The sequence below is a fragment of the Niallia sp. NCCP-28 genome (assembly GCF_023168165.1).
Lineage (GTDB): Bacteria > Bacillota > Bacilli > Bacillales > Cytobacillaceae > Niallia.
Genome location: NZ_BQYJ01000002.1, coordinates 588,963 through 606,271, shown reverse-complemented (window position 1 = coordinate 606,271; position 17,309 = coordinate 588,963). Strand labels below are relative to the sequence as shown.

General features: G+C 34.9%; 15 protein-coding genes. 4 read left to right on the top strand and 11 right to left on the bottom strand.

All coding sequences use genetic code 11. The annotated features are described in order from the left end of the window. Positions 1 to 14: 14 nt before the first annotated feature. From NCCP28_RS07580 to NCCP28_RS07545, 8 genes are all read right to left on the bottom strand, one after another. Complete coding sequence (locus tag NCCP28_RS07580) at positions 15 to 1,436, bottom strand: glycoside hydrolase family 32 protein (protein ID WP_248560788.1); 1,422 nt, start codon at positions 1,434 to 1,436, stop codon at positions 15 to 17. A gap of 28 nt (positions 1,437 to 1,464) precedes the next feature. Continuing rightward, the gene (locus tag NCCP28_RS07575) at positions 1,465 to 2,310 is read right to left on the bottom strand and encodes a carbohydrate ABC transporter permease (RefSeq protein ID WP_248560787.1); all 846 of its coding nucleotides are present in this window, start codon (positions 2,308 to 2,310) and stop codon (positions 1,465 to 1,467) included. A 16-nt stretch (positions 2,311 to 2,326) separates the two neighbouring features. After that, positions 2,327 to 3,250 (bottom strand): carbohydrate ABC transporter permease, encoded by a 924-nt coding sequence (locus tag NCCP28_RS07570; RefSeq protein ID WP_248560786.1) that lies wholly within the window; start codon positions 3,248 to 3,250, stop codon positions 2,327 to 2,329. Positions 3,251 to 3,551: 301 nt separating this feature from the next. Next, the gene (locus NCCP28_RS07565; RefSeq protein ID WP_248560785.1) at positions 3,552 to 4,823 is read right to left on the bottom strand and encodes an ABC transporter substrate-binding protein; all 1,272 of its coding nucleotides are present in this window, start codon (positions 4,821 to 4,823) and stop codon (positions 3,552 to 3,554) included. A 180-nt stretch (positions 4,824 to 5,003) separates the two neighbouring features. After that, positions 5,004 to 6,173 carry a response regulator gene (locus NCCP28_RS07560; RefSeq protein ID WP_248560784.1) on the bottom strand — a complete coding sequence of 390 codons (1,170 nt, stop codon included), beginning with the start codon at positions 6,171 to 6,173 and terminating at the stop codon, positions 5,004 to 5,006. Continuing rightward, on the bottom strand, positions 6,174 to 7,928 hold the full coding sequence (locus NCCP28_RS07555; RefSeq protein WP_248560783.1) for a cache domain-containing sensor histidine kinase: 1,755 nt from the start codon (positions 7,926 to 7,928) through the stop codon (positions 6,174 to 6,176). A 17-nt stretch (positions 7,929 to 7,945) separates the two neighbouring features. Then, a complete protein-coding gene (locus NCCP28_RS07550; RefSeq protein WP_248560782.1) occupies positions 7,946 to 9,187 on the bottom strand; it encodes an ABC transporter substrate-binding protein in 1,242 nt (413 codons plus the stop codon). 167 nt (positions 9,188 to 9,354) lie between these two features. Then, a complete protein-coding gene (locus NCCP28_RS07545; protein WP_248560781.1) occupies positions 9,355 to 10,335 on the bottom strand; it encodes an aldo/keto reductase in 981 nt (326 codons plus the stop codon). Between the two features lie 219 nt (positions 10,336 to 10,554). Here NCCP28_RS07545 and NCCP28_RS07540 point away from each other — a divergent pair, with 219 nt between their 5' ends. Then, positions 10,555 to 10,980 carry a MarR family winged helix-turn-helix transcriptional regulator gene (locus tag NCCP28_RS07540; RefSeq protein WP_248560780.1) on the top strand — a complete coding sequence of 142 codons (426 nt, stop codon included), beginning with the start codon at positions 10,555 to 10,557 and terminating at the stop codon, positions 10,978 to 10,980. A 147-nt stretch (positions 10,981 to 11,127) separates the two neighbouring features. Beyond that, positions 11,128 to 11,754 (top strand): FMN-dependent NADH-azoreductase, encoded by a 627-nt coding sequence (locus NCCP28_RS07535; RefSeq protein ID WP_248560779.1) that lies wholly within the window; start codon positions 11,128 to 11,130, stop codon positions 11,752 to 11,754. 200 nt (positions 11,755 to 11,954) lie between these two features. Here NCCP28_RS07535 and NCCP28_RS07530 read toward each other — a convergent pair whose 3' ends face one another. Next, positions 11,955 to 12,575 (bottom strand): superoxide dismutase, encoded by a 621-nt coding sequence (locus NCCP28_RS07530; protein WP_248560778.1) that lies wholly within the window; start codon positions 12,573 to 12,575, stop codon positions 11,955 to 11,957. Between the two features lie 220 nt (positions 12,576 to 12,795). Here NCCP28_RS07530 and NCCP28_RS07525 point away from each other — a divergent pair, with 220 nt between their 5' ends. Continuing rightward, on the top strand, positions 12,796 to 13,428 hold the full coding sequence (locus NCCP28_RS07525) for a helix-turn-helix transcriptional regulator (RefSeq protein WP_248560777.1): 633 nt from the start codon (positions 12,796 to 12,798) through the stop codon (positions 13,426 to 13,428). A gap of 74 nt (positions 13,429 to 13,502) precedes the next feature. On the opposite strand, the gene NCCP28_RS07520 is transcribed toward NCCP28_RS07525, so the two are convergent. Next, complete coding sequence (locus NCCP28_RS07520) at positions 13,503 to 14,159, bottom strand: TetR/AcrR family transcriptional regulator (RefSeq protein ID WP_248560776.1); 657 nt, start codon at positions 14,157 to 14,159, stop codon at positions 13,503 to 13,505. Positions 14,160 to 14,266: 107 nt separating this feature from the next. Here NCCP28_RS07520 and NCCP28_RS07515 point away from each other — a divergent pair, with 107 nt between their 5' ends. Beyond that, the gene (locus NCCP28_RS07515; RefSeq protein WP_248560775.1) at positions 14,267 to 15,454 is read left to right on the top strand and encodes a YhgE/Pip domain-containing protein; all 1,188 of its coding nucleotides are present in this window, start codon (positions 14,267 to 14,269) and stop codon (positions 15,452 to 15,454) included. A gap of 43 nt (positions 15,455 to 15,497) precedes the next feature. On the opposite strand, the gene NCCP28_RS07510 is transcribed toward NCCP28_RS07515, so the two are convergent. After that, a complete protein-coding gene (locus tag NCCP28_RS07510; protein ID WP_248560774.1) occupies positions 15,498 to 17,171 on the bottom strand; it encodes an SWIM zinc finger family protein in 1,674 nt (557 codons plus the stop codon). Between the last annotated feature and the right edge of the window lie 138 nt (positions 17,172 to 17,309).

Sequence of the window (17,309 nt, the reverse complement as noted above, 5' to 3'; positions counted from 1 at the left end):
CCTATCTTCTCTCCTTATTTCCAAGAGGACTGAAGATTTTTTAATGAAATATCTCCTAAATCAACAATGCCATCTATCGCCTCTATTTCTAATACCATCTTCTTTGCTGTTGGAAAAAATAATTCCGTCATCACACCGCTTCCTTGATTTACAAATAATTCTACAGACGATTGATCAATAAAAATGCTGAACTCTTCTAATTCTTTTAGCGGCATTTTACTAACACTTGGAAATTGTTCAGAAAATGTTGTTAAACCACTTTGGGTTCGATCTATTCTTACCTCTTTATTTACACCATCAAAAATAATTTGCAAATATTCATTTTCTCCTCTTATCGTCCATGTAAAAGCTGAAGCTGTATTTCCCTTTACTTTTCCTTGAAAAAGCATCTGTAGGTTATTTATTTCTATTTTTTCCGGCTTATCTGGCTGCAGGGTGAATGATTCCATTGTTATTGCTTCACTAGCAACAATCGAAGCAAAATCAATTGGAAGCTGAATTAATTTTAGTTCCCCTTCCTCTTTGCGCAATGTTAATTTTCGAGGAATAGACATGGCACCTCTAAAGGGATCTGTCGGCACTTGCTTGGCGTATTGCCAATTGCTCATCCATCCAATCCAAATAGGCTCTTGTGTATTGCTCCATGTAACAGCAGCATAAAAATCACGACCATGATCAGCCCATTGCATTCTCTCCTTTTCCGTATCAGCTGCAAAAGCTATTCCATCAAAATCACCAGTAAAATATTGCACAGCTGATCCGCCATTCGGTCCTCCTGGATTAATGCTCACAATCAGCACCCATTTTTTCGCCTTTTCTCCCTCTATCTCTAATTCTATTAAATCTGGACATTCCCAAACGCCCCCATGTGCCCCATACTCTTTACCAAAGGAAGAGAGAAAGGACCAATCCAGCAAATTTGGCGATCCATAGAAATGAACGCAGTCACCTGCTGCTAAAGTCATGATCCACTTTTGTGATGGATTATGCCAAAATACTTTAGGATCGCGAAAATCTTTTATTCCCGGGTTTTTCAACACTGGATTTCCTTTATATTTCGCCCATGTCCTCCCTTTATCGTTAGAATAGGCAATGCTCTGTTTTTCATTATCCTCTCCATGATGGGTAAAAATCGCAATCAACACATCTTCATCTGAATTCTTCAATCCACTAGTATTTTCCCTATCAACTACAGCACTTCCTGAAAAAATCTGTCCTAATTCATCTGGATATATGGCAATAGGAAGCTCCTCCCAATGAATCAAATCCTTGCTAATGGCATGGCCCCAATGCATCGGCCCCCACACTTTGCTATATGGATGATATTGATAGAATAAATGGTATTCCCCTTTATAAAAAAGAAGTCCGTTTGGATCGTTCATCCAATTTTTTTTGGGACTAAAATGATATTGTGGTCTAAATTTCTCCTCGTACATACTGCCACCCCTTTTTTTCTGCATCTAGTTAACCTTTGACGCCACTAGCCGTAATTCCTTGTACATAATAGCGTTGGAAAAATAAAAAGATTAAAATAACAGGAATGGTCGTTAAAGTCAGTGCTGCCATTATTTGTCCATACTGAATATTATTGTCTGTAAACAAGTACTGGATGCCGATTTGCACCGTTTGGATCGATTGATCTGTTGCCACAATCAACGGCCACATAAAATCACTCCAATGGGTAACAAATGTCAGAATAGCTGCTGTTGCAAATACTGGCTTTGAATTTGGCACGACAATTCGAATGAATGTTTGAAAAGGAGTGGCACCATCAAGCTGTGCTGCCTCCTCTAATTCTTTTGGAAACTCCATAAAAAATTGCCTAAATAAGAAAATATTAAATGCTGATGCAATAAAAGGCACAATCAATGCTGGAAATTCATTTATCCAGCCAAATTTATTTACTACAATATAAAGTGGAATTAATACACTTTCAAATGGCACAACATATAATGCGATAATAATAATTAGAATAAGGCTGCTTCCTGGAAATTTTAATTTTACAAGTGCATAAGCACAAAGGGAATTAACAATTGTTCCAAGCAAAACAATCATCCCTACTGTAAATAGACTGTTTTTCATATAGTGAAAAAAGTTAATATCCTCTGAAAATAAAATTTTTGCGTAATTGTCAAATGTTAGTTCTTTCGGTATAAATGCTTGAAAACCCATATCTTTAAAAATGAGCGTTTCTGGTTTAATCGATGCTATTATCATCCATAAGAGTGGAGAAATAAACAACAAACCAAGTACGATAATGCCTAAGGATACTGCTATTTTCCCCCATCTTTTTTTCGTACGCTGCTTCATTCCTTCATCAACTCCTTTATTGTTTTAATAATTTTTTAAGCACTAATGACACAATAATAACGACAAGGAAAAATACTACTGCAATTGCAGAAGAGTAGCCGACATCACGGAATTGAAAACCATTTTCGTAAAGCATAAAAACAAGTGTTTTCGTTGAGTCGCTTGGTCCCCCGTTTGTCATTACATATGGTTGGATAAATAATCGAAATGCTTGAATTGTCGTTATAATTAATACAAACCCTGTGACATGTTTAATGGAAGGCAGTGTTACATTCAGAAATTTCTGCCAAACATTTGCTCCATCAATATCAGCAGCCTCATACAATGTTTCTGGTACATCTTTTAAACCAGCCAAAAATATCATCATTTGAAATCCCGCGGCCTGCCAGATGGACATGAAGAGGATTGAGTTCATCGCTTGATTAGGGCTTAGCAAAAATGGCTGACTGCTGATTCCGAAAAAATTCAATACACTATTGATTAATCCATTATCCACGTTGTATAAAAAAGTCCAAAGAATTGCAACAACTACCATGGACGTTACAACTGGACTAAAGAAAAACACTCTTCCTAAAGATGCAACCTTCACTTTTTTATTCACAAGCAATGCTAAACAAAGCGCTACACCGCATTGAAGCGGGACAACTAGGACTGTAAAATATAATGTATTTTTTAGGGCAGTATAAAATATTTGATCTTGAAATAATCTTATATAATTATCCAGCCCCGTAAATGTTTTTGCTTCTGGATTTAACATATTATAATTCATTAGGCTATAGATAAATGCTAAAGCCACAGGCAAAACCAAAAAAGTAAACATAAGTGCTAATGCAGGGAAAGAAAATATCACACCAAGCATTTTTTGTTGCCTTGCATATGTCATCCTATTGTCAGCGTTTCTTAAAAAGACATTCTTTGTCTCTGCTTTAGATGTTTCCAAATGGTCCACCACCTTGATTTTATTTATAAAGGCATCTTAAGAGATTGCCTCAGGCTGTTGGCGAACGCCCGCTTTTTTTTGTTGCTCTCCTTGTTCGGCTGCTTATTGCCAAACTACGGTAGCTCCTCTCCTCAAAAAGCAGACATTTTCAATCAACCTGAAAATTTGCATGTTTAACTTTTTTGCACTCTGAGACAACCTTAAAAGATTGCCTCAGAGTGATTTTTTCATTGCTTCCTTTCTAATAAGCCTGATAGCAAGCAGCCTTACTCTCATTATCTATTGACGCTTTTAGTTTTCTTTATTTTTTGCGTTCAATTTCCATTTCTACTTCTTTTGCCACCTTATCTAGTTCTTTTTTAGCATCCCCACCTAAAAATATATTCTGAACAGCCTGCCCATATTTTGTAGATAATACTGGGTATGCAGTAGTCGATGGTCTCGGGTGTGCTGTTTTCAACACTTGTTCTTTTAAAACATTTAAAGGTGCCTCGTTCCATTCCGTCATTTTTTCAAAAGAAGACATACGTGCAGCTGGTTTATTATCAGCATTTGCTATCTTGATAATATTTTCACTGTTTAAAATATAATTTAGAAGGATAGCTGACTCTTCTTTATGTTTTGTATCGGTAGAAACTCCCCAGTTCCAGTCTCCTGATGGTGATACTTGCTCTCCATTATTGCTTTTCGGGTAATAAGTGATTCCCCATTCAGTATCTGGATAATCCTTCAACTTTGCCCATTCCCATGAACCCATTAACATCATTGCTGCTTTTCCATCTTCAAATTCTGTCGGCTTCGGCTGTAAATTCACTAGTTTTTCTTTCGTAAATTTTTGAAGATATTCAACTGCTTCTACTGTTTTCGGCCCATTTACATAACCTTCTGCTTTTTTTCCATCTTCTGCAATAAAACTTCCTCCATTACTCCAGACAGTTGGCCCTGTGAAATAAATAATCCATTCCCCGTAATCCAATGTCCAGTTCACTCCATAAATCCCTTTTTTCTTATCCGTTAATTTTTTGGCAGCATCATAAAATTGATTCCATGTCCAAGCATCTTCTAATTTAGTTGGTGGAGTAATTCCTGCTTCTTTTAACATCTTCACATTATAAAACAAGGCAACTGTAGATTCTGTTGCTCCAACTGTATATAATTTGTCCTTATACGTTCCTTGTTTGATAATAGATTGAACAAAATCCTCTTGGTTCTCAACCAGTCCATCAATTGGCTGAATAATGCCAGCATCTGCGTAGTTCGCCACATTCGGACCATCTAGTGCTACTAAATCAGGCAGCGTATCGCTTGTTGCAGCAGCAGAAATCTTATCTTCATAAGCGTATTTATTGCCTCTTGGAATAAATTTAATTTCTGCTTCTATTTCTCCGTCATGCTCTTTATTAAATTCTTTAATAACCTCTTTATATGCACCTGATGTATTTCCCTCTGGATGCCACAAGGTCAATTTCACTTCTCCATTATCACTTTTGGAAGTTGTTTCATTATTGCTGCAAGCACTTAATACACCAAATGATAAAACAAATGCGGCACTTAAAATAAATCGTTTTTTCATTTTTCTCCCCCTAGAACTTCTTTTTTAAAAGCGCTTTCATAAATATATAATAAATCATTTATTTCCCTTAAAAAATGCGGCAATCTTCTAATAAATGTTTAAATTTCTCTTATCAAAACCCTGTTGATTTTTGTTCATTTCCTTTCACTTCCAAATTAATAACAAAAAAAGCCTCAGCATTTAGCGAGACTTGGTTTTTCTATATTCACTCGGCGTTTTTTTTACTTTTTTCTTAAACACTTGGCTAAAATATCGTTGATCTGTATAACCGACTTTTTGTGCTATTTCATATGTTTTCATATCTGACTTTTCCAATAATAAACAAGCGTAATCCATTCTTAAATTTGTTAAGTAATCAAGAAATGTCGTTCCAGTTTTCTGTTTAAAAAGCAGACTGAAATAGCTGACGCTCAAATCAACCTTTTCTGCTATCATTTCCATACTTAAATCTTTTTGAAAATTATTTTTGATATAATAAAATGCTTCTTCCATTGAATCTAAAGAATTATGTTTGGCCTTGTAATTTTCTTTTAAACAATCCTCCGTAAGAACATTATCATCCATACAATGTTCAAATTTAATTAATTCTTTTGCTGATTGGACGGAGTGTATTATATCAAATAAACAATCTACCACACTGCCAATTGCAAAAGTAGATTTTACTGTCCTCCCATCTGCTAAATTTTGTGCAAAAGCAGCTGCTTGTTCCAGCACTTGTTCTTTTTTATCCTGACAACATTCTACTATCAAGTAAACTAAATCATCTGCCATCTTGTAGTGGTATAATTTCGTGCATTTATGAAAATAATTGCTTTGACTTTCAAACATCCTCGATTCAATAATCGCTTCCTGGGTTTTTATAATTATAGCAAGATAGGCATTGTATTTATTGTTTATCTCTGATTCTAATTTTTCCTCCATCACTAATTTATAGATGGTGAACTTATCTTGCTCATATTCACTTCTTCGTTCTTCTGCTATTTTTTTGATTGCCTTTTCCACACATGCCTGCAATTCATCATAATCAATTGGTTTTAAAATATAATCTAAAGCATTATTGCGGATGCCTTCTAAAGCATATTCAAAATCATCATAGCCGCTTATTAATATTGTAATCGGTTTATTTTTGCTAGCATTTATCTTCTTGATTAACTCAATGCCGGTCATTCCAGGCATAGAAATATCCGTGACTAAAATATCGATAGATTCCTTCTCCATAAAGAATAAAGCTTCTTGACCATTTTGTGCTGCACCAGAAACTTCACATCCTAAATCTCGCCAATTTATTATTTGAGTTAAATTCTTAAGAATAATCGGCTCATCATCTGCAAGTAAAACTTTAAGTACCATTTAATCACCTTTTAGTGGAAATGAAATTTTTATTAATGTTCCATGCTTTTCGGTTGAACACACTATTAGTCCGTACCTTTGGCCATAATAAAGTTCTAATCGTTCCGCAACATTCCTTATGCCATGGCCATGCCCCTTCACTTCAGCAGCATTTTTTCTTAATTTCCAATTATTCAAATCTGCTAGAATAGATTCCTCCATTCCCCTTCCATTATCTTCAATCCAAAGTTCTCCTTGTCCATTTCTAATAGACCCTCTAATTTTAATAATGCCCTGTTTATTCTGCTGAGAAAAACCATGATTTAAAATATTTTCTACCAATGGTTGAATAATAAGCTTTAGTACGTAATAATGCTCCAATTCTTCCTCCACATCAACCATATAAGCAAATCTATTATCATATCTAATCTTTTGTATCTCTAGATAACTAATGACATGACGAATTTCGTCCCTTACCTTCACCTCGTAGCCGCCATTAATGCTTATGCGCAATAGTTTTCCTAAATTAATAGTCATTCGACTAATTTCCTTTTGTCCATTTAATGCGGCAAGTGCGTTTATTGATTCAAGAGTGTTATATAAAAAATGAGGATTTATTTGCTGTTGCAATACCTTAAACTGAGCATCTCTTTTACGCTCCTGCTCTATTTCTACATCACTGATCAAGCGCTGTATTCTATTTAGCATGCTATTAAAGCCAGAGGAAATATTGCTTAATTCTTTAATCTTAAAACTGCCCATCTTCTTCTCTAATATTCCACTCTCGACTTGTTTCATATGTGCTAAAAGCTCTTGGATAAACAAGGATATGCGTTTTAAATATAAACTATTAAATAGTCCTGCTATTAATATAGTAAAAGCAACGATAAAAATCGTTGTGAAGCGGATAGGAACAATGTCTCTTTCTACTTCCTCCCATGGCTTAATAGATACTAAAAATAAAGCTGCATTCCTGCCTGTTTTAAAATTGGAAGGAATATACGTAATCAAGCTTTTTTCCCTTTTCCACCTATCAATTAGGAAGCCTGTTCCTTTTTTCTGCATAGCTTCTGTTTGTTTTCTGTTTATTTTCTTCCCAATTAAATGGCGATCCAAAGAATAAAGGATTCTTCCTTCTTCATTAACGATCATTCTAGAAGAAGGGCTTTCATCCATATCGGCAAAAATTGGATCAATAAATTCTAGTTTAATAGTTAAAATTAAATATCCTAAATCATTTAAATTATTCACATCTTTCACTACTCGAGCCTGTGTTAAATTATTATGATCAGATAAATTAAATTGCTTATTTTCATATGGTGTAAGCCAGAGTGGACTTCCTTTTTTCTTGAAAAAATAATCAAATAATTCACTTGATTGCAACGCTTTTAAAGTAGGAATCTCATTGCTGTTAATATGGGTCACATTCCCATCATTGCTATATAAAATAAAATCACTAATTTGCGAATTCCCATACACAGCACCGGTGATTTCCTGCTGTTTGCTGTAAAAATCATAGATGGATGAGGTATTATTCGTATTAAGATAGGACTGAATTTCACTTGATGAAATAACATAATCAGAAAAAGAATTGATCTCAGAAATAACCGCAAGCAGATTTTTATCAACAGATCTTAACGTCTGAATTGTTTGATTGCTTACATTTCTTTGCAGTGTTCCAGAAGAAATTTTGTAAGAGATAAATCCAAGCAACAGAATTGGCAGCAATACAAATAGCACAAATGCAATAATCATTTTATGTTGAAATCGCAGCATAAACAAACTCCTATTTCCTACTCTTTATAATGATTGTAATAGTTATACATATCTTCCAGATTGCCAAGATATGTAGTGATATTTTTATCTGCATAAAACTGAAGAGTATATTTTCTGAACTCAGATTCAGAAGCTGTTCCTCCTGCCCAATAATGGTTTGGCCAATTGACCGATTTCCCATATTTAATTTTCTGCTCCAGCAATTGAAGTTCCTCCCGATTATTGTTCACTCCATTTACGGTGCTGATTGAGCCTTCATAAGCAGAAAGTCTTCCAGCATTTTCTTTTTCTGTTAAAAAAGCTAAAAACTTCTTCGCTTCCCTTGGATATTCAGTTTCCGAGGAAATAGCAAGCCCAATATCGACTCCACCTAAAACTTTATTCTCTTCCACGCTATTTGTTGCTGGAAACGGAAAGATGCCATAATTTAAATAAGGATTGTACTCTTCAATAGAAGGCAATGCCCATGTGCCCATAATGTACATAGAACCTTCTCCATGGGCAAATTTTCGATTAGTCGCATAATAATCATCCTTAAAAGAATCTTCTTTAACATAAGAAAGAACAGTAAGTATCTTCTCTGAAATCTTTTCCCATTTTTTATCAGAACGAATAGACAAGTTCTCCTGCCCCCAATAATCATTATCAAATTCATTTGCAACTAAGTTTAAATTAAAAATACTAGATCGATTTGCCTCTTTATTAGGCATTAGCAAAGCTGTTTTCCCATTCGAATCCAACATTTTTAAAGCGCTTACAAATTCATTCCACGTTGTTGGGATGCTTATATTCAATTTTCGAAAATCATCTTTATTATAAAGAACTCCTACTGCATTTTGAGTTAGCGCCACACCATACGTTCTGCCTTTTACAATATATCTTTTTTGAATAGCTGGCTGGATATTATAAAGGAATGATTCATCGGATAGATCAAGCAAGTATCCCTTTTTTGCTCTAATTATATAGTCCTGTTCAATGGGGTATGTAATAAAGATATCTGGAGTGTCTCCTCTCGCAATTCTTGATTTTAAAACGGTCATCCCTTCTGGAACAATGACTTGTTTTATTTCAATATCGGGATTGTTTTTTTCAAAATCTTCTATCAATTCATTAAATATTGGTCCAGTTTCCACTTTATTGACAAAAAATTCAAGTGTTTTTTTATCCTTTGAACTTGCCGATATATCTAATCTTTCTTCAGAACACCCCGCTAGCAATAAAACAGCAGATAAGGAAATGGCAGGAAAAAGCATCTTCATCGTCAAATCCCTCCAAAATACTAATTTCAATGTTCATTTATAATATGATTCTACTTCAATATATATGGGGACAATTAGATTAGCAATACTTTTCCTTCAGATTATTATAAACGGATAAAAACAAGCATTCTTCCACCATCGACAGAATGCTTGTTTTTTGATACTATCTACCGAAATCCTAATACAGGATGAGGCACATATGGCTCTTCCAGCAGCTGAATTTCTTCTCGTGTTAAGGTAAGGGATAATGCAGCAACTGCATCTGCTAAATGAGACATCTTAGTTGCTCCAATAATTGGCGCTGTTACTGGCTTTTGTTGCAATACCCAAGCGAGGGCAACTTGTGCACGTGGAACTCCACGTTTTTCCGCAATTTCAGCCACTCTTTCTACCACCATTTTATCTGCTGTCTTTGTACTTGCATACAATGTCTTTCCAAATTCATCTGTTTCAGACCGATTAGTATTCACTTCCCAATCTCTTGTCAACTTTCCTCTTGCCAGCGGACTCCATGGGATAACACCAATTTTTTCTTCTCTGCAAAGCGGCATCATCTCCCGCTCCTCTTCACGATATAAGAGATTCAAATGATTTTGCATAGAAATAAAGCGCGTCCAGCCATTTTTTTCGGCGACATGCAGTGCTTTTAGAAATTGCCACGCATACATGGAAGATGCTCCAATATATCTTGCTTTTCCTGCTTTTACAACATCATGAAGTGCTTCCATCGTTTCTTCTATCGGTGTATCATAATCCCAGCGATGGATTTGATAAAGATCCACATAGTCTGTGCCAAGTCTTTTTAAACTATTATCAATCTCACTCATAATAGCTTTCCTAGAAAGTCCGCCTCCATTAGGCCCTTTATGCATGCGGCCATGGACTTTTGTTGCAAGAACAATTTCATCCCTATTTGCATAAGTCTTTAAAGCACGGCCAACAATTTCCTCGCTTGTTCCATCTGAATATACATTTGCTGTATCAAAAAAGTTAATCCCATATTCTAACGCTTTTTTAATGATCGGGCGGCTTTTTTCTTCATTCAGCACCCACTGGTGGCTTCCCCGTTCCGGTTCGCCAAAACTCATGCAGCCAAGACATAGTCTGGAAACGTCCATTCCTGTAGTGCCTAATTTTATATAGTCCATCTAATAAAAGCACCTCGTTTTCTTGAGAATATTATATGTAAGTATATAGAAATTATCTGAAGTTTTCAAAAAATAAACCTTGGTTATAACAAGCATTCCTTTGTTTATTTTTATTTGCACAAAAAGTCTCTCAAACCTTTAAAATGGTCATTTGAACATCTATTGACAAACTTTATTAATTTACATATAATGCGAACAATAATAGGATGGGGGAGTTACATGAAGCTATCTTTAAATGATTATATTAGCATTTTTATTCATCAAACAGACTTATCCCTTACAAGTTATGTAAAAAGCCAATTAGCTCCTTTTAATCTTGCTCCTGAACAAAACCTTATTATGATGCTTCTTTGGGAAAAAGATGGAAGAAATCAAAATGAAATTTCGGAGATTCTCCTTAAAGATAAAACGAATATTGCACGTATGGTTGTTAATCTTGAAAAAAAGGGATTCATCAAAAGAGTAAGCAGCGAAAAAGACCGCCGTTCCTTGCAATTATTTCTGACGCAAAAAGGGAAAGAGCTTGGCAGCAGCATCATTCCCATTACAAATGACTTTAATAAGCTTGTATGCAAGGGGATTACAGAAAAAGAATTAAATGAAGTTCAAAGAATTCTTTCTAAAATGTGCGAAAATGTACAGTAGTGATTTTACTGTACATTCTTCGTAAAAAAATAGTTGCTATAACAACATTTTTCATGCTATTATTAGCCTATGATCTATTCATTAGAGCACAAAAGTTGCTATAACAACTTTTATTTGCAATATAAATAAAGTGAGGGTAATTTTACCATGACAAATGTATTATTCATTAAAGCTAATTCACGACCAATTGAACAGGCTGTAAGTGTTCAGCTCTACCAAGCTTTTCTTGACAGCTATAAAGAATCTCATCCAAACGATACAATAACTGAACTAGATTTATATAATGAGAACTTGCCATATCTTAATAATGATATGATGAACGGCATGTTTAAATTAGGAAGAGATCTAGCGTTGACAGAAGAAGAGAAAAAAGCAACAGATTTAGTAAATAAATACTTAAATCAATTCCTTGCTGCAGATAAAGTTGTGCTTGCATTCCCTCTTTGGAATTTTACAGTCCCGGCTGTACTGCACACATACTTAGATTATCTAAGCCAAGCAGGCAAAACATTCCGTTATACAGCTGAAGGCCCTGTTGGACTATTGCCAGATAAAAAAGTTGCTCTATTAAATGCAAGAGGCGGAGTTTATTCTGAGGGACCTGCACAAAATGCAGAAATGTCTGTCAACTATGTAAAAACAATTTTAAATTTCTGGGGAATAACAAATCCGACAACTATTATCATTGAAGGACATAATCAATCCCCTGATAAAGCTGCGGAAATTATTGAAGAAGGCATCAAACAAGCAGTAACAGCGGCAAACAATTTTTAATGTGTTTATAGTCTAGTACTTTAAGAGAGAGCTTATATGCAGCTCTCTCTTTTAATTTGCAAAAAGCAGTGAACATTCTTGTAGATTTCCTTGCTCTCATTTTCCCTGATAAAAAAATAAGGCTCCTTTAAAAGAGGCCTTATTTATTACTTTATACAAATGAAATCTAAAATATCTATCCTGCTCTAAATAATAAAAAATTATTTTCCTGCTTTTGTGAATTTTTCTGAAACAACATTCCAGTTAATAATATTAAAGAAGCTTGCAATATAATCCGGTCTTCTATTTTGATAATTTAAATAATAAGCATGCTCCCAAACATCTAAACCAAGAACGGCTTTATTGCCTTCCATAATTGGATTGTCTTGGTTTGCCGTGCTAGTTACTTGCAATTTTCCATTTTCATCAACAACCAGCCATGCCCAGCCTGACCCAAAACGAGTTGTTGCAGCAGCAGTGAATGCTTGTTTAAAGTCATCAAAGCTTCCAAATGCTTCATTAATGGCCTCTGCCAATTTGCCGCTTGGTGCTTTTTCGCTAGTTCCTGGTGCGATTACTTCCCAAAATAAGGAATGATTTAAATGTCCGCCTCCATTATTTCTTACTGCTGTTCGAATGGAATCTGGCACTTCATCCAAATTGCTTAATAATTCTTCCAATGGCTTTTCTTGTAAAACAGCTTGCCCTTCAAGTGCTGCATTTAGGTTATTTACATATGTTTGATGATGCTTTCCGTAGTGAATCTCCATTGTTTGCCCATCAATATAAGGCTCTAGTGCATTAAATTCATAATTTAAAGCTGGAAGTGAATACTTTGTCATGTTAAAAATCCCCCTGTATGAAAAAAGTTTTTATACTTATTTATATAAAAAGTATATTTAAAGCTTACAGTAAAAATATTCAGAAATCAATGTATTTTTTTCCAATTTATTATTTTTTTTAACGGAACCAGCCCTTAATATTCTCTCATCTTTTAACATTTTATACTTCATGGTATAATTAATTATGATGTTTACTCCAGTTATAAGAATGGAGGATTTAATGGACGCAAAACAAAAAACTACAAAGGATAAGATAATTCTTCTGCTCAAAAAAGAGGCATTTTTAACCGTGAATGGTCTCACAGAACGATTAGATATTACGCATATGGCAGTCAGAAAACATCTTGCCGGCTTAGAAAAAGATGGAATGATTCTATCAAAAGAAACCAAACAAGCTATGGGCAGACCCCTTCAAGTCTACTTTTTATCCGATAAGGCAGAAAATTTTTTCCCAAAAAACTATGAGGGCTTAAGCATTGAATTTCTGCATGATATACAAGCATTATATGGAGAAGAATCTATTCAGCAATTATTTAATAAAAGAGAAGAACGCCTGATTCAAGAATACAGCACTAGAATGCATGGCAAGGATTCTGTAGAGAAAGTCCATGAAATGGCAAAAATTCAAAATGAAAAAGGCTATATGGCAGAGCTTTCTCAGGTAGATGAACATACCTATGAATTATTGGAGTACAACTGTCCTTTATTGGAAATAGCAAAAGAATTTAAAACTGCCTGCAGATGTGAAACAGCTATGCTGCAAAAGGTGCTTGAAACAGACCATGTACAGCGATCTTGCTGCCGGACAGATGGAGACAGCTACTGTAAGTTTGTAGTGCAGTTTGAATCATAGCAGAAAGCAACCCTAGGAAAGAGCAGCATCTAAAGGATTTAGATGCTGCTCTTTCCTATTTCTGAAAAAACCTTCTACCTTTCCTTAAATCCTGCACTAGAAAACGGACCAAACAAAGACATTTCCAGCAATATTTTCGCAATATCTTTCGGCGCTTCTTTTTGCCCCCCATCTAGCCAATGTTGAATAACTCCAAGATGGGCTGAAGAAATATATGCCATTAAATAGTCGATTGGTATTGCCATCTTTTCTTCCCTTCTTTTTAGTAACACGTTCGTCTTCATAAGTTCTTTTACTTTCATTTGAAAAGAGGAATGTCCTTTAGAACCCAATAAAAACTTCATTAAAGAATTACTCCCAATATATTCAAGAATCTTTACGATAAAAGGGAGGGGCTCGTCCTGCATACGAAAATCAGCAATTTCTTTTGGATTGATCTCTTTTACCAATCGATTCATTTCATCAATCATTTCATTTTCTAATTGCTCCAGCAAATCGTATTTATCCTCGTAATGCAGATAGAAAGTGCCTCGGTTAATATCCGCTTTTTTTGTTATATCCCTTACAGTTAGTGATTCAAAGCCCTTTTCATTAATCAGTTCAATAAAGGCTGATTTTATTAACTTTTTCGATCGAATAATCCTCCGATCTTCCTGTTCATTTGCCATCATATTCTCCATTCTTACAATCAATAATGAACAATCTTTAAAGTTGTGTTCATTTCTAAACACTCCTGATAATACTGCTCATTGATTTCACTATAGTAATGATTATAATAAACACTGATATTATTAATCAACATATTGTTCAATATCTTATTCAAATGGAGGTATGTGCTATGAATTTATTTAAAGAAAAATTGGTGTTATTATCACCTGTCATTGTACTAGCAGTTGCGTTAATCTTCTGTCTCACAATGGTTCCATCCATTAATCCTGCACCCAAAAATCTGCCGATTGCGATTGTGAATGAAGATCAAGGAGTACAATTGCCAAATCAGCAAAAATTAAATCTCGGCAAAGAACTGCTAAAAAGTATAAAAAAAGCTTCTAGCGCAAATGAAGGAGAGGCTGCAAAAGTTAAATGGATAGAAGTGAATAGTGAAGATAAGGCAATAGCGGGATTTAATGACCGCGACTATTACGGAGCGATCATCATCCCTAAGGATTTCAGCACGAAACAAGCATCTCTTCAAACAGCCAACCCGTCCGTGCCAGAAATGAAAATCTATGTAAATCAAGGGATGAATGCAACTGCCTCTAATATGGTTAGCCAAATGTTAACGCAAATTACTGCAAACATAAATAGTACAGTAAGTAAACAATTATTCGCTAATTTAGAAAAACAAGGGGGCTCCATTACTTTGCAGCAAGCTTCCCTTTTAGCAGCACCAGTCTCCGTAGAAACAATCTTAGTTAATAAAACAGGAACAAATAGCGCAAATGGCAATGCGCCTGTTTTAATGTTTCAGCCAATCTGGATGTCTAGTTTATTAGGGGCTGTTTTATTGTTTTTAGCAAATAAAAAAATGAAGTTCCAAACAAAAAAAGAAAAATTAACCGGGAAATTTATGCAAGTTTTATTTGGCGCTCTATTAGCGTTAATTGCCGGATTTGGCACCGCAAGTTTTGCAAGCGGGTTAGGGTTAAATATTCCCGATATAAGTGAGACTGCTTTATTTTTAGCCGTTGCATCCTTCAGCTTTTATTTGATGATTTCTGCGGTTTTTGCGTGGATTGGATTTGCAGGAATGCCGATATTTATCTTAGCCCTTTTCTTTGGATTGCCGCTTTTATCCATGGCTCCTGAATTTATGTCCACATTTTACCACGATTGGATTTATGCTTGGCTGCCATTTAGATTTTTAGTTGACGGATTGCGCGAGTTATTTTATTTCGGAGGGCATTTAAGCTTGAACGAACCGACAATTGTTCTTCTTGGCATTGGCTGTGTGAGTCTGGTTGTTTTTATTGCATCTGTGTTAAAACCAGCGCCAAAAACAGAATTACATTCGGAAACGATATAAACCATAACAAAAGCCGCTCATTTGTGAATGCGGCTTTTGTTTATTATTTAATTTTTCCAAGTTCATCAATAAGAGCTTTTCTTTTTGGATACTTTTCTATTAATTCCTTTATAATTTTCTTTCCAACCATCTCTCCACATGCTCTTTTTAATATTTGAACCTTTTTGCAAACATATCTATATTGATTGCGGTTCGAAGCAGCTGCTGCTTCAAAATGAATATAGGCAGCAAAAATCTCTTTTACTTCTAGCAGATAATCCTCTAAAAGGTAGGGATATAATTCTTGAATGGAAGCTGGATGTTGCTTGCAATATTCAAACATTTTATTCGTTAATTTTTCTTCTATTAAAATTTGCAGATAGGCGGAGGGCAGGTATCGTTTTTGTTTCATTTCATCAAGAATTTTTTCCAAAATAGGTTGCCATACGTCAGAATCATAAAGGCTTTTTAATTGATGGTAGTATTCAAAATGATTATCCATTAAGAGCTCCCTTAATAGTTCACGCTGGTTCTCTATATCTTGCAGTTTTTCATATGCGCGCAAACGATATTTTTTCCATCGAGTGACAAGCCCTGCATATTTTTTATCCGCTTCTTCCCCTTGGTTACATAGTGTAAGGACTTCTCTATACTTTCCTTTTTCTAGCTGCATGATAATTACTTTTTCCCGGAAAGAGCTGTATTGCATATTTTCTTGAAGAAATGCTTCTAACTCAGCATCACTTTCATGCATCTCGATTATTTTTAGCTGCAAGAGTTTGATTTGTTCCATCTCGTATTTAGATGCCCATGAATCTTCCAAATCTGCTGTTATTATTTTATTCAATGTGTCTTCTAGCTTTTTTCTCCTTTGTTTATCATCACTCAAATAGATGCAACTTTCTAGTAGACGTATGCGCCAATCACTCCAGCCATCATACCGATTCTGGCAGGCTTCTTTTATAATTGCTGTAAATATCTTCTCTTTATCATCACTAGCAAACGCTAATGCACTTGTACTCGCTCCTTCGTCTATAATTGCTAGAGTCTCATCTATCACTTCACCTACAAATCCACTCGAGTCATCACAATATTGCAGCATATCCACTACAGCAGACAAAACAGCAATGGACAATAATACAGCATCATAACACTCTTCATCATGCAATTTCATTTGCGCTTTTTCAAGTACAGTATATGCTCCTTCTAATGCATCCTCAACTCGATCCCATTCAATAAAACCCTGTTTTTTTGCTTTTTGCATAAATACTTTTATCAGTTGTTTGCTTGTAGCAATCGTATCTTCTGCCGGTACATATGTAAGCAATAAAGATGCTTTTATTTCTTTATAATCTTTTGAGAAATCTATAATAAGATTTATTAGTTCTTCTTTTTTAAGCTTAGCGAGAATCCTCTTTAAATCGGGAGTTTTATCGTCCGCAACATTCTTTTTTATATGATGTGTCGTGTGAACTTCTTTTCTTAAGGCATACAATGCAGCAGCTTGATGTTTGCAAAACTCACTCCAATCATAAGGACAATCACAAGAGGTATCTGCAATCTGCTCATTCTCCTCTAGAAATACTTCCACAGTATAAAAATCAGAACCAAAAATAGCTATAAAAAAATGATTTTCCTCTACCTCTTCTATCTTTTCCACATGTCCATTAAAAAAATAATTTTTCCCACGCTCTAATATCTCTTCTTCAAAAAATTGTTCAAAATTTGAAAGCCTCACTTTATTATCTCTCCCACATGAATAATTTGTCCCTATTGTAGCATGATAGTGCATCAAGAGATAAAATTATGAACACAAAAAAGCATTCATAGATTTTAATGAATGCTATATCACGCATTAACGGGCAGTAAGACCCCC